Source organism: Metabacillus bambusae, assembly GCF_017497975.1.
Lineage (GTDB): Bacteria > Bacillota > Bacilli > Bacillales > Bacillaceae > Metabacillus > Metabacillus bambusae.
In genome coordinates this window covers 1-19,801 of the sequence record NZ_JAGDEL010000044.1, presented here as the reverse complement: position 1 = coordinate 19,801, position 19,801 = coordinate 1, and the positions used below count along the sequence as shown (strand labels likewise).

Here is a 19,801-nt window from a genome sequence, read left to right as displayed (position 1 = left end):
CCATTTAATTTCCTCTGGATAAGGGATTCTTGTACCCATAAGAAAAACACCTCCGCTAGAATCATATTGATTAAATACGACTCAGGAGGTGTTTTTTCCTTGTCTCACTTTATGGGGTCACTTCAAAAGCGCAAGCACCCCGTTTAGCGACGTAGAAAAAAGAGCACTCCGTATGCACTCCGTATCTAGCTGCGGCTCCTAGCTCTTCGAGTCATAAGCCAATCAGCTGCCTGAGTAGAAAGCCACAACTATCATCTGCTTTTTTTATGCTTGTCAGAGCTGAACAGTCGCCTACGTTTTTAAATGTCCTGCAAAGGAAACACGAAGAGCGTAAGCGGTTCGATGTTGACTTAGTAAATTAGGAGTGTGAAGTTCACTTCTGCTTTAGCGCGCTGGAGTTGGATGTCGTAGTGTTATTCGCAGTATAAGAATTTTTTTATTTCATAAATTACAAAAAATGTCTGATCACTACGTTAAAGCAGTGTCAGACATTTTTTTATCATAATTGCATGGCTCGTTTATCCGATGGGAGGAGCTTTTCATTTAGCTTTCTTGAATGGTGTACCCAGCCAGTATAGGAAGCTAAAATATTTTTAGCCTGATCAAGTTTGACGACAGCCATATAGGGATAATGATCCCTATGACGGAATCGTAAATCAATCCATCGGACCTCAGAACCTGATGATGTTGGAAAATAGAGCGCGTGGACATGTTTTGAATTAGCTAAAAAGTGTTGTACATTTTTATCAGTTAAAGATGCTTTTATTATTTCACAATTAGGATTATATTTTTCAAAATGATGAATCCAGTTAATATTCTTACCAATTATTGAACCGACCTGATACGTCGACTCAGTTTCAAACACAAAATTCCACTTTTTCAACCATATAGTTGGAATTATGGTGAAAATCCCGGATTTTTTTGTTTTGTTCAAAAAAAATTTTCTATTTTGTATGGATACAAAATACCTATTTATGAGATATATTGCTAGAAGGATGTATCCATAGAAAAAGACAATACCGGGTGGAAACCCTGTTAACCACAAGGTAAATCCAATCAAGTGAACAATAATAATAAACGGATCAAATAAAGCAATAAAATTTAATGATAGCCATTTTTTGGTGATAGGTCTACCAGCCTGCGTTCCGTAAGCGTTCATAATGTCGAAGCCAACATGCAATACGACAGCTATAAACGTCCAAAGAAGAAGGTGCATAAATGATACATCTCTACTACAAAAGAATATTACTCCTGAAACAAAGAAAGTCCATATAAACAATGCTGGGATGGAATGGGATGCACCACGATGGTGTTCGGTGTACATGCCATTTCCTTTAAGAAGTTTTATAGCATAATCAAAATCAGGAGCATTAGAACCTATAATAGTACCGAACAAAATAGCTTGAGCAAGTTCTGGATTAGAAGCTACGACAGGATCTATATGTGCAAGGCCTGCTAATCCAATTCCAATTGTGATATGAGTACTTGTATCCATTTTGACCCTCCAGGTAATGTGAATTTACCCTTTTCATCCCTGAAAGATGTTTAATAGTTTACGGAGCCAGCCATCATATGTTTATCTTTAATAAAAGCAGCTTCCTTAATCATATCTTCTACGATCAAATCTGCTGACCCTGGAACATGCAGATTTTTAATGTTCATTTTCATTTGGTCTAATCTATGTTCATTTTCAAGTAATTTATGAACCTCTTCAGAAATGTCCTCTATTTGATTAACTATGATTGCAGCGTTATTATCCTCAAAAAAATGGGCATTTTCTTTTTCTTGACCTGGAACTGGCTTGAATAGAATAACAGGAACGCCGAGTGCAGTAGCTTCTGTTAGTGTGATTCCACCAGGTTTAGTAATCATGCAAGATGCGATTCTATAAAGCTCATCAACCCTCTCAACATAACTTAGCACCTTTATTTGTTCGGGATTGCTATGTGTAAGGGGTTCAAGACTTTCTTTTAAAAGTGTATTATTTCCGCAAACAACGACAGTCTGGATGTTATCACTTTTAGAAATAAAAGATTGGCATAATTCTTTTACGTTTTTTAAAACACCATGAGCACCTGCCATTATTAACAGGGTTTTCTTACTAGAATCCAACTTGTACTTTGTATAAATTTCATTTTTGCTTATCTCATCCTCGAATTGTGATCTTATCGGAATTCCGGTCACATTCACGGTGCCAGGGTGAATCCCTAATTGGATTAGCTTTTCTTTAACATGGTTTGTTGCGACATAATACTTATCAATGTTTTCGTGAACCCATATTCTGTGTAAACAAAAATCAGTTAAGACATTAAAGGTTGGAATAACAGTTCCAGTTTTCCTGCGATATTCAGGAACAACAATCATTGGGAACGTATTAATAATCATATCAGGCTGTTCACTTGTAACGATTTGATGTAAACGTTTATGCCCCATTTTAAAATAAAGATTCATCATTCTTTTGTTATAAATTTTATCTACTCCGTAGTAAAATAGGCGGTAAAACTGTTTTCCAATTGAAAAGCTTTTTAAATACAAATATTGAGTAATCTCTGAAAAAACAGGAAATGATTCAGAATAAAGATTACATACTACAACCTTTTCAAAACCAAGCTCTTTACATTTATTTTCTAATGTTTTTGCAACTTGAACATGTCCATTACCATATTTCGCAGTCAAAATTAACACTTTTGAATTGCTTTTCAATATTTTCACCTCAATCTAATCAGAAACGAATCGAAACAACAAATGCATTTCTCCATTAACAAATTATATGAAGAAATCGAACTGAATTTGTCTTAAAGATTACCATATAAATGTTACTTTTTTATAAAGCAATTATTAAGTATTTCTTAAGATGTAAAATCGTTGTAAAAATATTGAATTAAAAAAAAATAAACTTCTTATTTGTTCTCAACTTTACATTTAATTATATTGTCTCATAAGGAAGTGGAACAATTTTCTAACCTTTATACATCATTAGAAATCAACTAATCTACTTTACTTGCAATAAAACTTTATTCTTACCCTTTCAATCCCAAATATAAGGTGTTTCTTGGTAAACATAATAGTTTAACCAGTTGACAAATAGGAGGTTCCCATGTGATCTCCAACAATGAATTGGTTGATTACTAGGATCATTATCTGCAAAATAGTTAACTGGAATTTCAATTTGTAATCCTTTTGCCAAGTCTCGTTCATACTCATCCTTTAAAGATGTTCGTTCATATTCAGGATGACCAGTTAAAAATACTTGCTTGCCATCCTCAGACATTACTAGACAAACACCAGCTTCTTCTGAATAAGAAAGGAGCTGAAGCTCTGAAACAGAATCGATTTCTTCTTTCAGTACATCTGTATGTCTTGAATGTGGGACATAATACAAGTCATCGAATCCTCTTAATAATTTTACAGTGGGATTGACAATTTCATGCTTAAAAACACCAAAGCATTTTTTTTCCAGTTGATATTTATTTACGCCGTAGTGATGGAAAAGTCCTGCTTGTGCTCCCCAACAAATATGTAAAGTTGAGGTAACATTTGTTTTCGTCCAATCCATGATTGTTTTTAACTCATCCCAATATGAAACCTCTGAAAATTCTAAATGCTCAATTGGTGCTCCTGTAATGATCATTCCATCAAATTTCTTATGTTGTATATGCTTAAAGGTTGTATAAAATTCCTTTAAATGCTCAATTGCTGTAGTCTTTGAAGTGTGTGTTTCAGGCCTTAAAAATGTTATGTTCAATTGGAGTGGTGAATTCCCCAATAATCGTAATAATTGAGTTTCTGTTTTTTCCTTTTCAGGCATAATATTTAAGATAACGATATTTAAAGGACGTATATCTTGTGCATACGCTCTTTTTTCGTCCATAATAAAAATATTTTCACGCTCAAGTATTTCTTTAGCTGGTAAATGACTAGGTATGTTGATCGGCAAAAAAAGCACCTCCGTAAATTTCTTTCAATGGTTGATTCTTTATTATAGAAAGTTTAGAAAAATAATTCAATTCGAACTTTCATAAATTTTGCATTCTTATTCAATAAAAGAGATAAGAGATATTCTTAATTGCTTATATCCATATTTTCTCATGATTCATACATTTAAATACAAGTGAATAAGAAAAAGAGAGAGGTCTTTGAATCCGGAATTTTAATTCCATTATACATGGTAAGATATTCTGATCAATAAATCTAGCAAAGTGAGGAAAATATTGTGAATATAAATAAAAAATGTAAATCTGATATTGATATTGCTCAACAGGTATCACTTTTTCCTATTAAACAACTTGCAGAAAATTATTTGGAGCTCCATGATGATGAATTTGAATTGTTTGGTAAGTATAAAGCAAAAATTTCTCTGCAGGTCCTAGAACGTTTAAAAGATAAACCATCTGGGAAAGTCGTTCTTGTGACCTCAATAAATCCAACACCTGCAGGGGAAGGGAAATCAACTGTAACTGTAGGTTTAGCTCAAGCGCTTAATCAATTAAATAAACGAGCAATTGTTGCTCTAAGAGAACCCTCACTAGGTCCAACGTTGGGTATGAAAGGTGGTGCAACTGGGGGAGGATATTCTCAGGTTTTACCAATGGATGAGATAAATCTTCATTTTACAGGAGACTTTCATGCGATAACAACTGCAAATAATGCATTAGCCGCCTTTATAGATAATCATATCCATCAGGGGAATGAAGTTGGAATAGATCCGAGGAGAATTATCTGGAAAAGAGTGTTAGACTTAAATGATCGTGCACTCCGAAATATTACAATTGGCCTCGGAGGCCCCACACATGGAGTACCACGTGAGGATCATTTTGACATAACCGTTGCTTCAGAGATTATGGCTATATTATGTTTAGCTGATAGCTTGGCTGATTTACGGACTAGACTCGCAAAAGTTGTTATAGGGTACACATATTCTAACAAACCAGTTACAGTTGCAGACCTCGGGTGTGAAGGGGCACTAACATTAATATTAAAAGAAGCGATCAAGCCTAATTTAGTTCAAACGCTCGAACATACCCCAGCGATTATTCATGGTGGCCCATTTGCAAATATTGCCCATGGGTGTAACAGTCTTTTAGCAACAATGATGGCTGCTAAACTTGGTGAATATGTTGTGACAGAAGCTGGCTTTGGTGCAGATCTTGGTGCTGAAAAATTTCTTAATATTAAAGCAAGAATAGGTAAAATACATCCATCAGGAGTAGTGATTGTTGCGACTATAAGGGCTTTAAAAATGCATGGTGGATTGAAAAAGAATGATTTACAACAAGAAAACACAGCAGCTCTAATCTCAGGTTTTTCAAATCTAAAAAAACATATCGAAACAATAAAAAGGTTTGGGTTACCTTATGTGGTAGCGATCAATAAATTTATAACTGACACTGATAAAGAAATCAAAGCTATTTTGGATTGGTGTCAGGAGAATTCCCATCCAGCTGCGCTTTGTGAAGTATGGGAACACGGCGGAAAAGGTGGGATAGATTTAGCGGAAAAACTTCTTAAAACTATTGATGAGGGACAAAATCAATTTCAGCACTTATATGATCCTGCTTCTTCTATAAAGCAAAAAATATTTAACATTGCAAACATCGTCTATGGTGCAACAGGTGTGCAATATACAAGTAAGGCAGAAAAACAAATGAATGACTTTGATCAGTTTGGTTGGAGTCAATTGCCAATTTGTATGGCGAAAACACAGTATTCTTTAACCGATCAAGCTCATATTTTGGGCAGACCAGAAAATTTCACAATCACGATCCGTGAATTTAAAATATCACTTGGTGCAGGATTTATTGTTGCAATTACGGGTAATATTATGACAATGCCTGGGTTGCCAAAAAAACCAGCTGCGTTGGAAATGGATGTAAATGATAAAGGCCTTGCAACAGGATTATTTTAAGAAGAATTTTTTAACTCTCTTGGTTTAGGACACACAAATTGATGGTATTGAAGATTTTCTAAAATGGTTAGTCTTTATTTTCATGAAGATATATAAGTTGCTTTAGCTTTTCTATAGGAGGTTGTAATGTTTGATCCTACTGTTTTTGATAACCTAAAGGTAATCGTTGAAGGGTATATTTATGATTTAGATCTTGAAAATGAGATCTCGGTTACCGATAGAAGTGATAATATTGATTTAGCCACGATGTCGAGATTATATACAATTACATTTGCAAATAAGTATAAGAAAAATCCGTCTGCAACAATAGGAATGGAGATGAGGCAACAGCAGCTTGTTGGCGAATTAATGCATTCTATTGAAAATCCAGGATGCCATATAAACGTGGCATTAGAAGCGCAATTGCAAACTCAAGAATATGACGAACTACTTTTAAAGAAACTTAAAAAAGTCTGGGAAGGTCACTCGATTAAGCTTTTCCTAACAAAAGAAATTACCTCAAGCTTAAAGGTATATCATCACCGCTATCAAGTGGATTTTCAGATACGCTATGGAGAAGATGATATTGAGGATTTGTTACATATTGTGGATCATTCCATTTCATTACTACGCATGATGTCAAAAAAACTTAATAGTTGAGAAATAATAAACCTATATAAAAGAGAAAAGAGGTTCTTTATGAGCATTTATCAATTCGAAGTTGATACAATTAAAGGTGAAAAGAGAACATTAAAACAGTTCGAAAATAAGGTTTTACTGATCGTTAATACAGCTAGTAATTGTGGATTTACACCCCAATACAAAGAGCTACAAGAATTATATGAGGAATTTGGTGACCAAGATTTTACAGTGTTAGGTTTTCCATGTAATCAGTTTATGGGGCAGGAGCCAGGTAATAATAGTGATATTGAAAATTTTTGTGAGGTGAATTACGGAGTAAGCTTTCCAATGTTTTCTAAAATTGATGTAAATGGAGAAAAAGCTCATCCACTATTTGTATATCTAGCATCACATGCCCCAGGCTTATTAGGTAGTAAAGCGATAAAATGGAATTTTACAAAGTTCTTGGTTAATAATAAAGGAGAAGTAGTAAAGAGATTTTCTCCAAATACAAATCCATCAGAAATAAAACCTGATATTGAAGATCTGTTAAAAGAAGTCAGAGTTTAAGGCTTCTTTTTTAGTGTCTTGGGATTGAAGCAGGCCTAAATGGGTCAATCCGAATTACAATAAATTAATAAAGAACTAAAAAATATTGAATTTGCTGATTAGGTAATGGAGTAATTTCTTGAACACGATAACCAATACTTAGTAATTGAGATAAAGTCTCTGCACAATTGGAACGGGGCGGTTCTATTGGTGCATGGTAGCTTTTGTATAACTTATTTACAATGTTATGTTCAAAACAATGAAGTAAAACGATATGTCTTCCAGTCCAAGCTTGACCGATTATTGGTTGCAGGTTATTTACAGTTCTCATCATGACACACCTTTATAATTTGATAAGATACTATATGTGTAATATCAAGTACTTTGTTCTTTATTGTTAAAAATAAATCAATATCGAAAAAAATTAGCTAAGTAGCTTATTAACTTAGAGGAGTACAAATTAATGGAAGAAAATTATTTTATTAACAAGGTAGAGGATTTTGTTAAAAAGCAACTTTATGATGAGGCGAGTGGTCACGACTGGTGGCATATCGACCGTGTACGAAAGAATGCACTCCGAATAGGAGCAGCAGAGAATGCGAATAATTTTGTTGTTGAATTAGCTGCATTACTACATGATCTAATTGATGACAAGCTTTCTGAAGATGTAATGCTTCAGATCAACGAAGTTGAAGGATTATTAATGGAGATGGAGATTGATAGAAAAGTTGTTGCAGATGTTGTGGACATTATTCAAATTATTAGTTTTCGTAAAAAAACGCCAGTACATCATTTATCGCTTGAAGCGAAAGTTGTTCAAGATGCAGATCGTCTTGATGCTATTGGCGCAATTGGTATAGCTAGGACGTTTACATATGCAGGTTTTAAAGGAAATCTAATCTATCATCCAAATAAGAAAGAGGGTACTGACGCAATAAGTCATTTTTATGATAAATTACTTAAATTAAAAGACTTAATGAATACAAAAACTGGGAAGCTACTCGCCGAAGAAAGACACCAATTTCTCCAAGTATTTTTAGATCAATTCTATAGAGAGTGTAACGAAGTAAAATAACAACAAAGAAAAGCGCAAGCGCCTTGATCAGACCCGACAGGCATAAGACGCTCAGGAATAGAAGACGTTCTTTGTCTTCAATTCCTGAGTGGCTTATGACCCCGAGGGTCTAGGCGCTAAGAGCTAGACACCAAAACTTAGTAAGAAAAGTTATAAATTCTGATACTGTAAAGAAAAGCTCAACCTCTATGAATAGCGATTAGTAAAGAGGCTATGTTACAATAAATTTAGTAATAAAAAAGGGGTGCTCATAGTGAAAATAAAATCAATTGAACCTACTCCTAGTCCTAATACGATGAAGGTGCTTTTGACAGAAGAACTTCCTTCTGGAAAAAGTAATAATTATAAAAAGGATCAGGCTAAAGAAGCACCAAGTATTATTGGTGAGATCTTACATATAGAAGGAGTAAAAGGAGTTTATCATGTAGCCGATTTTCTCGCTGTCGAAAGAAATGCCAAATATGATTGGAAAGATATTTTAGCACAAGTTCGTCAAGCGTTTGGAGAACATGTAGAGGAAGGGAATTTTAACGCTAGGCAGCAAGAAGAAGCTTTCGGTGAAGTTAAGGTTTTCGTTCAAATGTTTAATAATATTCCGATGCAGGTTAAACTAACAGACGGATTGACTGAAGAGCGATATGGCTTACCCGAACGTTTTAAAGAAGCTGTATTAGCGGCACAGCAATCAAATGAAAATGTAGTATTAGAGCGCCAGTGGAGAGAACACGGTGTAAGATATGGCGACCTTGCGGATATTGGAAAAGATGTCGTTGATGAATTAAGTGCAGCCTATGCAGATGAGCGATTACAAAGGTTGGTGAAATCTGCCTCTGAAGCAGGTCATAAAACAAATACTCCGGTAAAAAAATCTTATAAAGTAACACTAGATATGTTAGATGATGAGGATTGGTCTGTTAGATTTGCACATTTGGATCAAATGGATCCAACAGAAGAGGACCTTCCGGTATTAGAAAAGGCTTTAAATGATGAAAAGCCTTCAATAAGAAGACTAGCAACTGTTTATTTAGGGATGATTGAAAAATCCGTTGTATTGCCATTGTTATATAAAGCATTAAACGATAAATCGGTTACAGTGAGACGTACTGCTGGTGATTGTTTGTCAGATATAGGTGATCCAGCGGCAATAGAGCCAATGATGAAAGCATTAAAAGATAAAAACAAACTCGTTAGATGGAGAGCAGCAATGTTCTTATACGAGGTTGGCGATCAAACAGCACTGTCAGCTTTAAAGCAAGCAGAAGATGATCCGGAATTTGAGGTTAGTATGCAGGTGAAAATGGCGATAGAACGAATTGAGGGTGGAGAAGAAGCAAAAGGTTCTGTTTGGAAGCAAATGACCGAGAGCAGGAAAGGGTAAAAATTTTTGATCTGAGTATCTAACAAAAATGTCTTGTGTTAAATACTTAAATAATCTCTGGTAACTCATTATTTAGAAAGAAACAGAAGTAGTAAAATGAATTAACAAGATTGCAATGGTAAAATCCCTATTGTATTCTTGAACTATATATTGAAATAATGGAGTGATGCAAATGTCAATGGCATATGAAGAATATATGAAGCAAATTGTAAAGCCTATGAGAGCAGAGCTTACAAATGCAGGATTTGAAGAGTTAACGACAGAAACAGAAGTCGAAGAGTTCATGAACGAGGTAAAAGGTACAACGCTTGTAGTTGTAAACTCTGTATGTGGCTGTGCAGCAGGACTTGCAAGACCAGCTGCTACTCAAGCTGCTTTAAATGCAGAGAAAAAGCCTGATAAACTTGTTACTGTTTTTGCCGGGCAAGATAAAGAAGCAACAAGTAAGATGCGTAAGTATTTTAAAGGATATGAGCCTTCATCACCATCAATGGCGCTAATAAAAGATAGTGAAGTTGTACACTTTATACCTCGTCATGAAATTGAAGGGAATTCAATCGAGGCAATTATGCAAAATTTAGAAAGTGCATTTGATAAATACTGTTAAAAAGGATGCGAATGCGCATCCTTTTTATTTTCAATCTGTTACTAGAGAAAAGCCTGGAATACAGCTTTAGCGATTTACTTGTCTAGACGACAATGCTTGTGCTTTTGTTCTTTGGCTCATTAATTAGAAGTGGAGATATAAAAATGATTGTTACAACATCAAGTAGACCGGATGCTCAATTAATACAGACAGCTATGGAAATTGCCTTCGAGCTAAATGGTTCATATGTGAAACGGAGTAAACAAGCTGTAGAATACATCAAAAAGAATTATCGAGAAAATACACTCGTTGTAGGGAAAAATCGCTTAGAACTGCATTTTTTAAATCAAAATAATCCATTGTTTTTTCATCCAAACTCAGCAATGTTTAGAATTAAGAGGCTGCTAAAAGGTGAAAAGGATCCTTTTTCTGAAGCTTGCAATTTACAAGTTGGTGATTCCTTTTTAGATTGTACCCTTGGATTAGCATCAGATAGTATTGTTGCTAGCTATGTGGTAGGACAGGAAGGCATTGTAAAAGGTATTGAAGATAGCAGTAGTCTAGCTTTTATCGTAAAAAAAGGCTTGCAACAATGGGAAACGGGCCTAGAAGTATTAGATGATGCAATGAAACGCATTGATGTTTCATCAAATGACCATTTAACGTTCTTAAGAAGCTGTCCTGACAATTCTTATGATGTTATTTATTTTGATCCGATGTTCGAAGAAACAATTGAAGAATCAATTGGGATATTACCTTTAAAAAGTATAGCTAATTTTACACCATTAAAAAAAGAGGCAATAAATGAGGCAAAACGTGTTGCTAAAAGGAGAATTGTTTTAAAGGATCATTGGCGAAGCAGCCGTTTTGTAGAGAATGGCTTTATTGTTAACATCCGGAAATCAGCAAAATTTCATTATGGCGTAATAGAAATATCGGATTAGCAAAAGATAATAGTGTGGAGGTGTTATGAATATGCCAAAAAGAAGAGTAGACCCGTCAAGGGCTGGATTAAGCTCACCAAACGTCGAGGGTCAAGGAACAACAATGAGTGAAGCAAAAGGCAAGCAACTTGATTCGGCTAGAAAGAAAACGAAAAGAACATAAAAAAAACGAGGCTGACCTTATGATTAGGCAGCCTCGTTAGTATGTACTCAATCCGTAATTTCTACAAAAATAAAATATGCAAGTGTAACGAAGCAACCAATGAAAAAAAATTGTATCATACCCCATCTTTCAAACCTCCCAAAGTGATATCTTTAATATGCGTATGTATATCTTATTTTAAACGTTTTTTCTTTTTATTTAAAGATTTATCGCCTTTTTATATATTAATTGTTTTGTAATATATTTGTTATATTAATACAATTAGGTATATGATAAAATATTTATATATTAGTATTATCGGAAGGAAGTCCCGCTATGAATATGAATAAATGGTTAAGAAAATCACTTGTCATTCTATTCTCGATTGCAACCTTCGGGCTTGTAACACCACCAGCATCTCTTGCAGTTCAAGATAAACCATCAGAAGATTCAGTGTCTAAATCTTCTATTAATAATAACAATATTGACCAAATTTTACCTCCTAAGGTAGAGCTAGAACAACTTCCATTATCAAAGGATCAAGTTCTAATCAATTTACTAACAGAGGCAGAACAAAAGTCTTTTATAAAATTCGGCGATAAAATTGGTGGCGTTATTGAAGATGAATTTAAAGAAATGATTTTCCCTAAAATGGAAGAAATCATTACATATTATTTGAATGTTGAGGACGACGAACTTTTCCAACAACTAGAGATATCAAAGCCTTCAGGTGGAACTGGTGAAAAAATATTTCATATATACAATACAATAACTGGTGAAGACGTTTTACGTTTCCATGTCCGAAGAGAAAATCGTCCTTTAGAAGGATATTGGTTTAATTTCCATTATCATACTTACCATGATTCATTTCAATCTCACAAGGATTTAGGAAGTATTTTTTGGGATAAAAATACGCCTCCAAATTGGATGAGCTATCATTAATAAAATGTAATGTAAACGCTGTATAATTAACCTTTCTTCGAGTGCGCAAAAGTATTTGCGTGCTTTTTCACTGTGTAAACAGTCAGTCTATTAAATAATTCTATGAAAAATCATTTTGGTAATATAGTTTAATCTATTAAAATATGTTAAGATTGTAATAGAAGATTCGAAATATTTAAGTTTTGTTGGTCTGATGAGTTTTTTAACAACAAACCTTCTATAGCAAATGAATCACTTTGAATTCACCTCAAAGTTACCATCATCTTAAAAAATCCACTAGAAAGTCCATTTAATCATCGAGAGGATGTACAACATGAAAAAGGGTATTTTCATCCTAATCATTTCTTTTATTTGTATTCCTTTTTATCATTTGGCTAGAGCAGTTCCTGAAGGTGTTCCACTTTCTACATATTCCTTTAAGTCAGCTGAATTGATTCTTTCTAAACCAATAATTGGAGAAATTGTTTTCTTACCAGAAGCATCATTTGCTGAAGATGAAGCCTTAATTATGATAAATAATTTACAAAAAATAGATCAAAATATTTTAATGATTGCTGCAGAGCAAAATATTCAAATTAAGTTATTTAATGGGTCTTTAACAGATCAAAATGGATTAAATAGTTTGAAAGATAAAAAACCTAGAGGTTATTCTGATTCATCTCTTAACTGGAATCAAGTTCCTGGTATGAGTAATGATCGAGTTGTTTATGCGAAGATTGGGCATAGTGAATACGGAAAAGGTCATGGATCTGTTTCACTGGAATTGCATGAAGTAGCACATGCAATTGATCGATATGTCTTTCACTATGTTCGTAATGATCCAACATATCTTGCGATTTGGAAGCAAGAGGTTGAACAACTATTTCCTAACCGAAACTATTTTATTAATTTTCCTGAAGAGTATTTTGCAGAAGCTTTTGCAATGTACTATTACAACGATGATACCAGAAAAAGGCTTAAAGGAAAGGCGCCGCTTACATTTGCGTTTATTCAATCATTAGAAAATCAAGCTGCTAACCAACTACAGAAAACCTATGTGAATGTACGATAAAAATGGTAAAATACATGTAGTATTCTTATTAAGGGAAGTGTCGAAATGAAGCAATACTTAGAATTATGTAAGCATGTACTTGAAAATGGGGTCAAAAAGGAAGATCGTACTGGTACAGGTACAATTAGTACATTTGGTTATCAAATGAGATTCAATTTACAAGATGGATTTCCATTAATCACGACTAAAAAACTCCATACAAAATCGATAATCCACGAGTTGCTTTGGTTTTTAAAAGGTGATACGAACGTCAAATATCTTCAAGAGAATGGAGTAAAGATTTGGAATGAGTGGGCGGATGAAAAGGGAGAGTTAGGACCAGTTTATGGTCACCAATGGAGATCTTGGCCTGCAAAAGATGGTTCTACGATTGATCAAATCTCAAATGTCGTTAAACAAATAAAAAATAATCCCGACTCTAGACGGTTAATTGTTTCCGCCTGGAATGTTGCGGATGTTGATCATATGGCACTACCACCTTGTCACTGCTTTTTTCAGTTTTATGTAGCTGAGGGGAAATTATCATGTCAGCTGTATCAGCGTTCAGCAGATGTATTTTTAGGTGTTCCATTTAATATCGCTTCTTATGCATTGTTAGTTCATATGATGGCACAGGCGACAAATCTTGAGGTTGGTGAATTTGTACACACATTTGGTGATGTTCATATTTACTCAAACCATATCGAGCAAGTGAAAGAACAAATACAAAGAGAGCTACGACCATTACCAACTTTAAAAATAAACAAAGATGTTACATCTATTTTTGACTTTACATTTGAGGATTTTTCAATTGAGGGTTATGATCCACATCCACATATTAAAGGAGTTGTTAGCGTATGATTTCTTTACTATATGCAATGGATAAAAACAGACTTATCGGTAGTAATAATCAGCTCCCTTGGCATTTACCTCAGGATTTGGCGTATTTTAAACGCATCACAATGGACCATAAAATTGTGATGGGGCGCAAAACCTTTGATTCAATTGGTAGGCCATTACCAGGTCGGGAAAATATAATAATTACAAGAGACCAACAATTTTCGTGTGATGGATGTAAGGTATTGCATTCAATTGATGAATTTTTAGAAATGGCAAGAAAAGTGGACGAAGAAATTTTTGTCATCGGTGGAGCTGAGATATTTAAAGAATTGCTCCCTTATAGTGATCGTTTATACATAACACATATTCATCACGAATTTGAAGGTGACACATTCTTTCCAGAAACAAATGATACTGAATGGGAAACAATCTCAAATGAGCCTGGTATAAAAAATGAAAAAAATCCATATAATTTTGATTTTGTCATTTACGAAAGAAAAAACTAGGTTTTATATCTAGTTTGTTAAAATCTTTAGGCACCAATCTGAGGGATTGTTGCTTTTAAAACGAAATCAACCACACCGAATTACTAGGAAAATAGCAACAAAGTTTGCAAAAACAGCCAATCTTATATAACAACAAAGATTAGAAAAATAGTCTTATTAAAAAAGCAGCCTCTAAATTGTTCACACTTGTTAAATGAACTAGTGTGAACAACGTGTAGAGGCTGCTTTTGATTACGGTAAGAGATAAAACAAAATGGAAAAGAAATGTAGAATTGTACCTGCTAACACAAAGATATGCCAAACTGCATGGTGATATTTAAATCCTCTCCACATATAAAAGACTGCACCAATTGTGTAAAGAACTCCGCCAATAACTAATAAAACTACACCATTAAAAGCAACATTTTCTGTAATATGGTTCCAAGCAAAAACAATTAACCAGCCCATAACGACATACATAATCGTAGAGAAGAATAAATATTTTTTCACAAAAAATGATTTGAATACTGTTCCAGCAATTGCAAGTCCCCAAACGATCCCGAATAAAGTCCATCCAACCCAGCCTTTAACAGCTATAAATAAGAAGGGAGTATAGGTTCCAGCGATAAAAAAGTAAATAGCTGAATGATCTAGTATTTCAAATATGTCCTTCGCCTTTCCGGCTGGAAAGCTATGAACAAGGGTAGAAGCGGTGTATAACAGCACCATTGTCACCCCGAATAAAGTAAAGCTTACGATGTGCCAAGGAGTTCCATATAAAGATGAGAAAACGATTAAAATAACGAGCCCTGCAATACTTAGTAATCCACCAATTCCATGTGTAATCGAATTAGCAATCTCTTCGCCTTTTGAGAATGTGTGTGTGTTTGCCATGTGAATCTCCTTTCTTAGTAAAGCGATTTGTCTCATTAGTCTTCGATTTTTAATGAGGGTGTGTTTTATTTAATAATTTCTTTGAGTGATAGTAAAAAGTCTACTCCCTCTAAGGTGATTTTTGTTCCAGCTCTTCCTCTACCCTTTGTGACATAATGATGTTTTTCTAAAAAATCCAAACGATGTCTGACTTGTTGAGTTGTTAATGGATGTGATAAAGATTTACTATTCTCAGAAATAACTCGTCTGCTAGCTGGTTCACCTTTTTCATTTTGTAGTTTAATTTCTTCGAGTATAAATGCATATTCCAGTTTGTCCATCATTGTTAATTGAATAGAATTTTTTTCTTGAGGCTTTTTCGTTTTCTGTTTTTCGACGAGAATGATACCATGAGGTAGGTCATGGAGCTGTATCGATCTTCCATCAGAAACGGTTAGCATATAATCGACCGTGTTTTTTATTTCACGAATATTTCCTGGCCAGTCATAATGATTTAAAGCATCTTGCACGGCCTGGTCTACTCTAATTGTACTTCCTGATTTAGCAAGAAAATGTTCGATGAAAACTTGTATATCCTGTTTTATTTCCTTAACTTCAGGTAAGGAAATCGATAGTACATTTAGTCGATACAATAAATCATCTCTAAAGTCATTTTCAAGCGCTAAATGTTTATTTGTAGCGGAAATGAATCGAACATTTAAGGGGATGAGTTTTGAGCCATTTAAACGTCTCCATCCTTTATTTTCAATAACACTTAAAATCTTTGTTTGTATTTTTGGAGATAAATCACCAATATTATTGAAAAATATTGTTCCGCCAGTTGCCAAATCAAACAGACTAGAAGAAGTATTAGAATTGTCTTCGTAGCCAAACAATTCCTCTTCTAATAATTCAGCATTGTGTTCTTTACAATCAACTGTCACAAATGCGCAATTTTTACGAAGTGAATGATTGTGTATTGCTTGAGCGAATAAATCCTTGCCTGTTCCAGTTGCCCCATGTATAAGGATTGGAAAGTCAGTTAAAGCTATTTTTTTTGCAATATGAACATTCTCCAATAGAGTGGGGTGTATTGAAATAATATCTGAAAAGCTTGATAGTGGATTATGTGAAAAATTTCGTACCTGCTCACTTGTAAATAAACTTTTGTTTGAATTCAAATCATAACCTCCGAACGCGATATGAGATCATTATAACACCCAATTGAAACTAAATACACCCAATTGATTGATTTCGCCTACATTTTCTTATAACTTTTAGCTCTGTTAAACTTGGTTGTTGATTTCCGCTGCAGGCATTCGCTTTCCGCGGGCGGTCCGGGAGCCTCCTCGGTGCTTTGCACCTGTGGGGTCTTCCTTGGACTCGCACTCCCGCAGGAGTCTCACATATCCGCTCCAATCAACAAAGTGCAGAAATCAACAGAGAGCTTTAACTGAGCCTAACTTTTAAATCTATGATGGTACTTACATTTAAAAAATATATGAAACTTTCTATTATTTCCTTTAAATTTTGAATATTCATGATATAATTTTCTATTAACAAGCAGTTGAAAGGGTCGTGAAGATGAAGCAAACTATCAATGAATTACAAAAGGTATACGTGGAAGATATTTTAAAGGCACATCATTTGTTGAAGGATGTTGTGACTCACACACCTCTTCAAAAAAATGAACAGCTTTCTGAAAAATTTCAATGCAATGTTTATTTAAAACGTGAGGATTTACAAGTAGTTCGATCGTTTAAGATTCGAGGAGCTTTTAATAAGATAAAACAGCTTGATGAATTGCAAACAGTAAATGGCATTGTTTGTGCGAGTGCTGGGAATCATGCTCAAGGTGTTGCATATTCCTGTAGACAATTAAAAATTCACGGTAAAATTTTCATGCCATCAACAACTCCACGACAAAAGGTCACACAAGTTGAGTTATTCGGTAAAGAATATGTTGAAATTATTTTAACTGGAGATACATTTGATGATGCATACCAAAAAGCTGTAGTCTGTTGTGAGGAAGAAAATCGTACGTTCATCCATCCTTTTGATGATGTTGATGTGATTGCTGGTCAAGGTACAGTCGCTGTTGAAATATTAAATGATACTGATGTTGATATCGATTACGTTTTCGCAAGTGTTGGAGGCGGAGGTTTAATTTCAGGTTTAGGTACCTATTTTAATAGTATATCTCCCTCTACAAAAATGATTGGGGTAGAGCCAGAAGGTGCAGCTTCATTATTTAATTCTAGATTAGAAGATAAAGTTGTTTCACTTGATGAAATCGATAAGTTTGTTGATGGAGCAGCAGTAAAAAGAATCGGTGATAAAACCTTTGAGATTTGTAAAGATGTTGTTGACGAGGTTGTGCTTTGTCCAGAGGGCAAAGTATGTACAACTATTTTAGAATTATATAATGAAAATGCGGTTGTTGCTGAACCAGCTGGAGCGATGCCAATTGCTGCACTTGATTTTCTAAGAGAACAGATAAAAGGCAAAAATGTTGTCTGTGTCGTTAGCGGTGGTAATAATGATATTGGTAGGATGCAAGAAATAAAAGAGCGTTCAATGATCTATGAAGGCTTACAGCATTATTTTATTGTAAACTTCCCACAACGTGCAGGTGCGCTTAGAGAATTCTTAGACGAAGTTCTTGGACCAAATGATGATATTAACCGCTTTGAATATACTAAAAAGAATAACAAAGATAATGGTCCTGCATTAGTAGGTATTGAATTAAAACAAAAAGAGGATTATGATCCACTACTTCAAAGAATGAAGAAAAAGGGATTCTATTATACAGATGTAAATAAAGATAGCAATTTATTTCATTTGCTTATTTAGTGAAAAAAATCTTTTTACGTGACAATTTTAGACAGACTTCTTTTAAAAATTGGGTTATAATATAGGAAACGGGTAAAAAAGAGGATTGATAACTTGTTATTAAAAAGCCTAGAGTTCAAGCTGATGAGTGGACAGAAGGTAAAAATTACTGATATCCCAGTATTGGAGGAAGATAACAAATACCGTTTCATGCTTCAAATCCGTTTACAAAAATTTTTATCAATTATTTATGCCCAAAAACAACCAAAAAGTAGTTATTCATTTAAGGATTATTTGAAAAAGGTGATAAAATGGCCTGATTATGAGGCGATTTTTGGAACCTATATATTAAAAAACAATGCATAGTGACCCTTCAATTGAACCAGAGAAATCTGGTTTTTTTTGTCTAGGAAATTATAAAATTCTAGTACTGTGGATAAGCGCTAGGCATCTAGCTCCAGCGCTTTTGTTCTTTTTAAAAAGATAATTATACGTGTAGTGTATGGGATGATAACATAGGTCGAAAAATATCATAAAAATTTCACTTTCCTATATGGAATCATACATTATTTACATTGAATCATAATAGATAGAATGTATAATTAAAGATAGTATTTTTAGGGATGTGATGTAATGAGCAACGTTAGAATCGTAACAGACTCCACAATTGATGTAAGTAAAGAAATTCTTGATGAATATGACATTACGGTTGTGCCATTATCAATTACAATTGATAACAATACATATACAGACAGCGTAGATCTTACACCAAGTGAGTTTATTAAAATGATGATGGAATCAGAAGAGCTTCCCAAAAGCTCGCAGCCGCCTACTGGGAAATTTTTAGAGGTGTATGATAATTTAAGCAAAGATGGTAGCGCAATTATATCGATCCATATGACAAAAGGAATGAGCGGAACAATGCAATCAGCTCAGGGAGCAGCACAGATGTCAGCTGCAGACGTTACAGTAGTAGATTCGATGTTTATTTCTAAAGCTTTGGGCTTTCAGGTTCTAGAAGCCGCGAAAATGGCTAAGAATGGTTCTACAAAAGAACAAATCTTACAAAGAGTAGAGGAAATTCGTAAAAATACAACACTTTATATTACGGTAGACACTCTAGATAATCTTGTTAAGGGTGGGAGAATTGGTAAGGGAAAAGCATTAATAGGATCATTGTTGAATATTAAGCCAATAGCTAGCCTCCAGGATGGTGTATATACGCCAATTGGCAAGGTTCGGAGTCAGTCACAAGCCATTAAATATCTCGTAAAACAATTTGCTGATGATGTAAAAGGTAAAACAATAAAAGCTGTAGGGATAGCCCATGCCGATGCATTTGACTTAGCCTCGAAGCTAAAACAAGCAATTGCGGATATTAACCCTAATTGTCCTGTTGATATTTCATTTACCACTCCAGTTATTTCTACCCACACAGGACCTGGTGCAATAGGTTTTATGTTCTTCGCTGAGTAATTAAAAGGGATTAGCAGATTGGTCTTATCCCCGTCAAGTAGACAATTAATAAAAGGTTCACTTATTAGGCAGCCTTAGCTCTATATTCAGTAGGGCTAAGGTTATTTAATTTTTTTTGAAAACGTTTATTGTTATAAAACTTAA

At 34.4% G+C, this 19,801-nt stretch carries 21 protein-coding genes; 15 read left to right on the top strand and 6 right to left on the bottom strand.

The genetic code is table 11. From position 1 onward, the window contains the following. Positions 1-499 precede the first annotated feature (499 nt). The 3 genes from I7822_RS28895 to metA form a co-directional block, all read right to left on the bottom strand. Complete coding sequence (locus tag I7822_RS28895) at positions 500-1,495, bottom strand: metal-dependent hydrolase (protein ID WP_207982485.1); 996 nt, start codon at positions 1,493-1,495, stop codon at positions 500-502. Positions 1,496-1,545: 50 nt separating this feature from the next. Beyond that, positions 1,546-2,703: a diglucosyl diacylglycerol synthase gene (locus tag I7822_RS28890; protein ID WP_207982484.1), complete on the bottom strand. Its 1,158-nt coding sequence runs from the start codon at positions 2,701-2,703 to the stop codon at positions 1,546-1,548. A 325-nt stretch (positions 2,704-3,028) separates the two neighbouring features. Then, positions 3,029-3,937 (bottom strand): homoserine O-acetyltransferase MetA, encoded by a 909-nt coding sequence (gene metA / locus I7822_RS28885; RefSeq protein WP_207982483.1) that lies wholly within the window; start codon positions 3,935-3,937, stop codon positions 3,029-3,031. Positions 3,938-4,213: 276 nt separating this feature from the next. Here metA and I7822_RS28880 point away from each other — a divergent pair, with 276 nt between their 5' ends. The 3 genes from I7822_RS28880 to I7822_RS28870 all read left to right on the top strand — a co-directional run bounded on the left by I7822_RS28880 (position 4,214) and on the right by I7822_RS28870 (position 7,075). Continuing rightward, the gene (locus tag I7822_RS28880) at positions 4,214-5,905 is read left to right on the top strand and encodes a formate--tetrahydrofolate ligase (protein WP_207982482.1); all 1,692 of its coding nucleotides are present in this window, start codon (positions 4,214-4,216) and stop codon (positions 5,903-5,905) included. Between the two features lie 126 nt (positions 5,906-6,031). After that, on the top strand, positions 6,032-6,544 hold the full coding sequence (locus I7822_RS28875) for a hypothetical protein (protein WP_207982481.1): 513 nt from the start codon (positions 6,032-6,034) through the stop codon (positions 6,542-6,544). A gap of 39 nt (positions 6,545-6,583) precedes the next feature. After that, the gene (locus tag I7822_RS28870) at positions 6,584-7,075 is read left to right on the top strand and encodes a glutathione peroxidase (RefSeq protein WP_207982480.1); all 492 of its coding nucleotides are present in this window, start codon (positions 6,584-6,586) and stop codon (positions 7,073-7,075) included. A 64-nt stretch (positions 7,076-7,139) separates the two neighbouring features. Here the strand turns inward: I7822_RS28870 and I7822_RS28865 are convergent, their stop codons facing one another. Continuing rightward, positions 7,140-7,388, bottom strand: coding sequence for a hypothetical protein (locus tag I7822_RS28865; protein ID WP_243459745.1), 249 nt, complete (start codon positions 7,386-7,388; stop codon positions 7,140-7,142). Positions 7,389-7,517: 129 nt separating this feature from the next. Between I7822_RS28865 and I7822_RS28860 the strand changes: the two genes are divergently transcribed. The 9 genes from I7822_RS28860 to I7822_RS28820 all read left to right on the top strand — a co-directional run bounded on the left by I7822_RS28860 (position 7,518) and on the right by I7822_RS28820 (position 14,497). Continuing rightward, positions 7,518-8,129, top strand: coding sequence for an HD domain-containing protein (locus I7822_RS28860; RefSeq protein ID WP_207982479.1), 612 nt, complete (start codon positions 7,518-7,520; stop codon positions 8,127-8,129). A 253-nt stretch (positions 8,130-8,382) separates the two neighbouring features. After that, positions 8,383-9,507: a conserved virulence factor C family protein gene (locus I7822_RS28855; RefSeq protein WP_207982478.1), complete on the top strand. Its 1,125-nt coding sequence runs from the start codon at positions 8,383-8,385 to the stop codon at positions 9,505-9,507. Between the two features lie 172 nt (positions 9,508-9,679). Beyond that, positions 9,680-10,114 (top strand): BrxA/BrxB family bacilliredoxin, encoded by a 435-nt coding sequence (locus I7822_RS28850; RefSeq protein ID WP_207982477.1) that lies wholly within the window; start codon positions 9,680-9,682, stop codon positions 10,112-10,114. 143 nt (positions 10,115-10,257) lie between these two features. Beyond that, entirely contained in the window at positions 10,258-11,037 is a 780-nt protein-coding gene (locus I7822_RS28845) for a class I SAM-dependent methyltransferase (protein WP_207982476.1), read from the top strand. A gap of 31 nt (positions 11,038-11,068) precedes the next feature. Continuing rightward, positions 11,069-11,200, top strand: a complete 132-nt coding sequence (locus tag I7822_RS28840) for a YuzL family protein (RefSeq protein WP_207982475.1) — start codon at positions 11,069-11,071, stop codon at positions 11,198-11,200. A 321-nt stretch (positions 11,201-11,521) separates the two neighbouring features. After that, positions 11,522-12,121, top strand: a complete 600-nt coding sequence (locus tag I7822_RS28835) for a YpjP family protein (RefSeq protein WP_207982486.1) — start codon at positions 11,522-11,524, stop codon at positions 12,119-12,121. Positions 12,122-12,434: 313 nt separating this feature from the next. Continuing rightward, positions 12,435-13,172: an anthrax toxin lethal factor-related metalloendopeptidase gene (locus tag I7822_RS28830; RefSeq protein ID WP_207982474.1), complete on the top strand. Its 738-nt coding sequence runs from the start codon at positions 12,435-12,437 to the stop codon at positions 13,170-13,172. Between the two features lie 45 nt (positions 13,173-13,217). Further along, the gene (locus I7822_RS28825; RefSeq protein ID WP_207982473.1) at positions 13,218-14,012 is read left to right on the top strand and encodes a thymidylate synthase; all 795 of its coding nucleotides are present in this window, start codon (positions 13,218-13,220) and stop codon (positions 14,010-14,012) included. After that, positions 14,009-14,497, top strand: coding sequence for a dihydrofolate reductase (locus tag I7822_RS28820; protein WP_207982472.1), 489 nt, complete (start codon positions 14,009-14,011; stop codon positions 14,495-14,497). The genes I7822_RS28825 and I7822_RS28820 overlap by 4 nt, the downstream gene beginning before the upstream one ends. A gap of 231 nt (positions 14,498-14,728) precedes the next feature. Here the strand turns inward: I7822_RS28820 and trhA are convergent, their stop codons facing one another. Beyond that, a complete protein-coding gene (gene trhA / locus I7822_RS28815) occupies positions 14,729-15,370 on the bottom strand; it encodes a PAQR family membrane homeostasis protein TrhA (RefSeq protein WP_207982471.1) in 642 nt (213 codons plus the stop codon). A 65-nt stretch (positions 15,371-15,435) separates the two neighbouring features. Next, positions 15,436-16,530: a sigma 54-interacting transcriptional regulator gene (locus tag I7822_RS28810; protein ID WP_207982470.1), complete on the bottom strand. Its 1,095-nt coding sequence runs from the start codon at positions 16,528-16,530 to the stop codon at positions 15,436-15,438. 403 nt (positions 16,531-16,933) lie between these two features. Here I7822_RS28810 and ilvA point away from each other — a divergent pair, with 403 nt between their 5' ends. The 3 genes from ilvA (at position 16,934) to I7822_RS28795 (ending at position 19,657) form a co-directional block, all read left to right on the top strand. Further along, positions 16,934-18,202 carry a threonine ammonia-lyase IlvA gene (gene ilvA, locus I7822_RS28805; RefSeq protein WP_207982469.1) on the top strand — a complete coding sequence of 423 codons (1,269 nt, stop codon included), beginning with the start codon at positions 16,934-16,936 and terminating at the stop codon, positions 18,200-18,202. 93 nt (positions 18,203-18,295) lie between these two features. Then, on the top strand, positions 18,296-18,547 hold the full coding sequence (locus I7822_RS28800; protein WP_207982468.1) for a DUF2535 family protein: 252 nt from the start codon (positions 18,296-18,298) through the stop codon (positions 18,545-18,547). Between the two features lie 267 nt (positions 18,548-18,814). Beyond that, a complete protein-coding gene (locus I7822_RS28795) occupies positions 18,815-19,657 on the top strand; it encodes a DegV family protein (RefSeq protein ID WP_207982467.1) in 843 nt (280 codons plus the stop codon). Positions 19,658-19,801: the final 144 nt, after the last annotated feature.

Coding starts and splice junctions, on each gene's coding strand:
- I7822_RS28895 (WP_207982485.1), bottom strand. CDS start 1,495: ATGGATACAAGTACTCATATCACAATTGGAATTGGATTAGCAGGCCTT.
- I7822_RS28875 (WP_207982481.1), top strand. CDS start 6,032: ATGTTTGATCCTACTGTTTTTGATAACCTAAAGGTAATCGTTGAAGGG.
- I7822_RS28870 (WP_207982480.1), top strand. CDS start 6,584: ATGAGCATTTATCAATTCGAAGTTGATACAATTAAAGGTGAAAAGAGA.
- I7822_RS28865 (WP_243459745.1), bottom strand. CDS start 7,388: ATGATGAGAACTGTAAATAACCTGCAACCAATAATCGGTCAAGCTTGG.
- I7822_RS28860 (WP_207982479.1), top strand. CDS start 7,518: ATGGAAGAAAATTATTTTATTAACAAGGTAGAGGATTTTGTTAAAAAG.
- I7822_RS28850 (WP_207982477.1), top strand. CDS start 9,680: ATGTCAATGGCATATGAAGAATATATGAAGCAAATTGTAAAGCCTATG.
- I7822_RS28845 (WP_207982476.1), top strand. CDS start 10,258: ATGATTGTTACAACATCAAGTAGACCGGATGCTCAATTAATACAGACA.
- I7822_RS28840 (WP_207982475.1), top strand. CDS start 11,069: ATGCCAAAAAGAAGAGTAGACCCGTCAAGGGCTGGATTAAGCTCACCA.
- I7822_RS28835 (WP_207982486.1), top strand. CDS start 11,522: ATGAATAAATGGTTAAGAAAATCACTTGTCATTCTATTCTCGATTGCA.
- I7822_RS28830 (WP_207982474.1), top strand. CDS start 12,435: ATGAAAAAGGGTATTTTCATCCTAATCATTTCTTTTATTTGTATTCCT.
- I7822_RS28825 (WP_207982473.1), top strand. CDS start 13,218: ATGAAGCAATACTTAGAATTATGTAAGCATGTACTTGAAAATGGGGTC.
- I7822_RS28820 (WP_207982472.1), top strand. CDS start 14,009: ATGATTTCTTTACTATATGCAATGGATAAAAACAGACTTATCGGTAGT.
- trhA (WP_207982471.1), bottom strand. CDS start 15,370: ATGGCAAACACACACACATTCTCAAAAGGCGAAGAGATTGCTAATTCG.
- ilvA (WP_207982469.1), top strand. CDS start 16,934: ATGAAGCAAACTATCAATGAATTACAAAAGGTATACGTGGAAGATATT.
- I7822_RS28795 (WP_207982467.1), top strand. CDS start 18,815: ATGAGCAACGTTAGAATCGTAACAGACTCCACAATTGATGTAAGTAAA.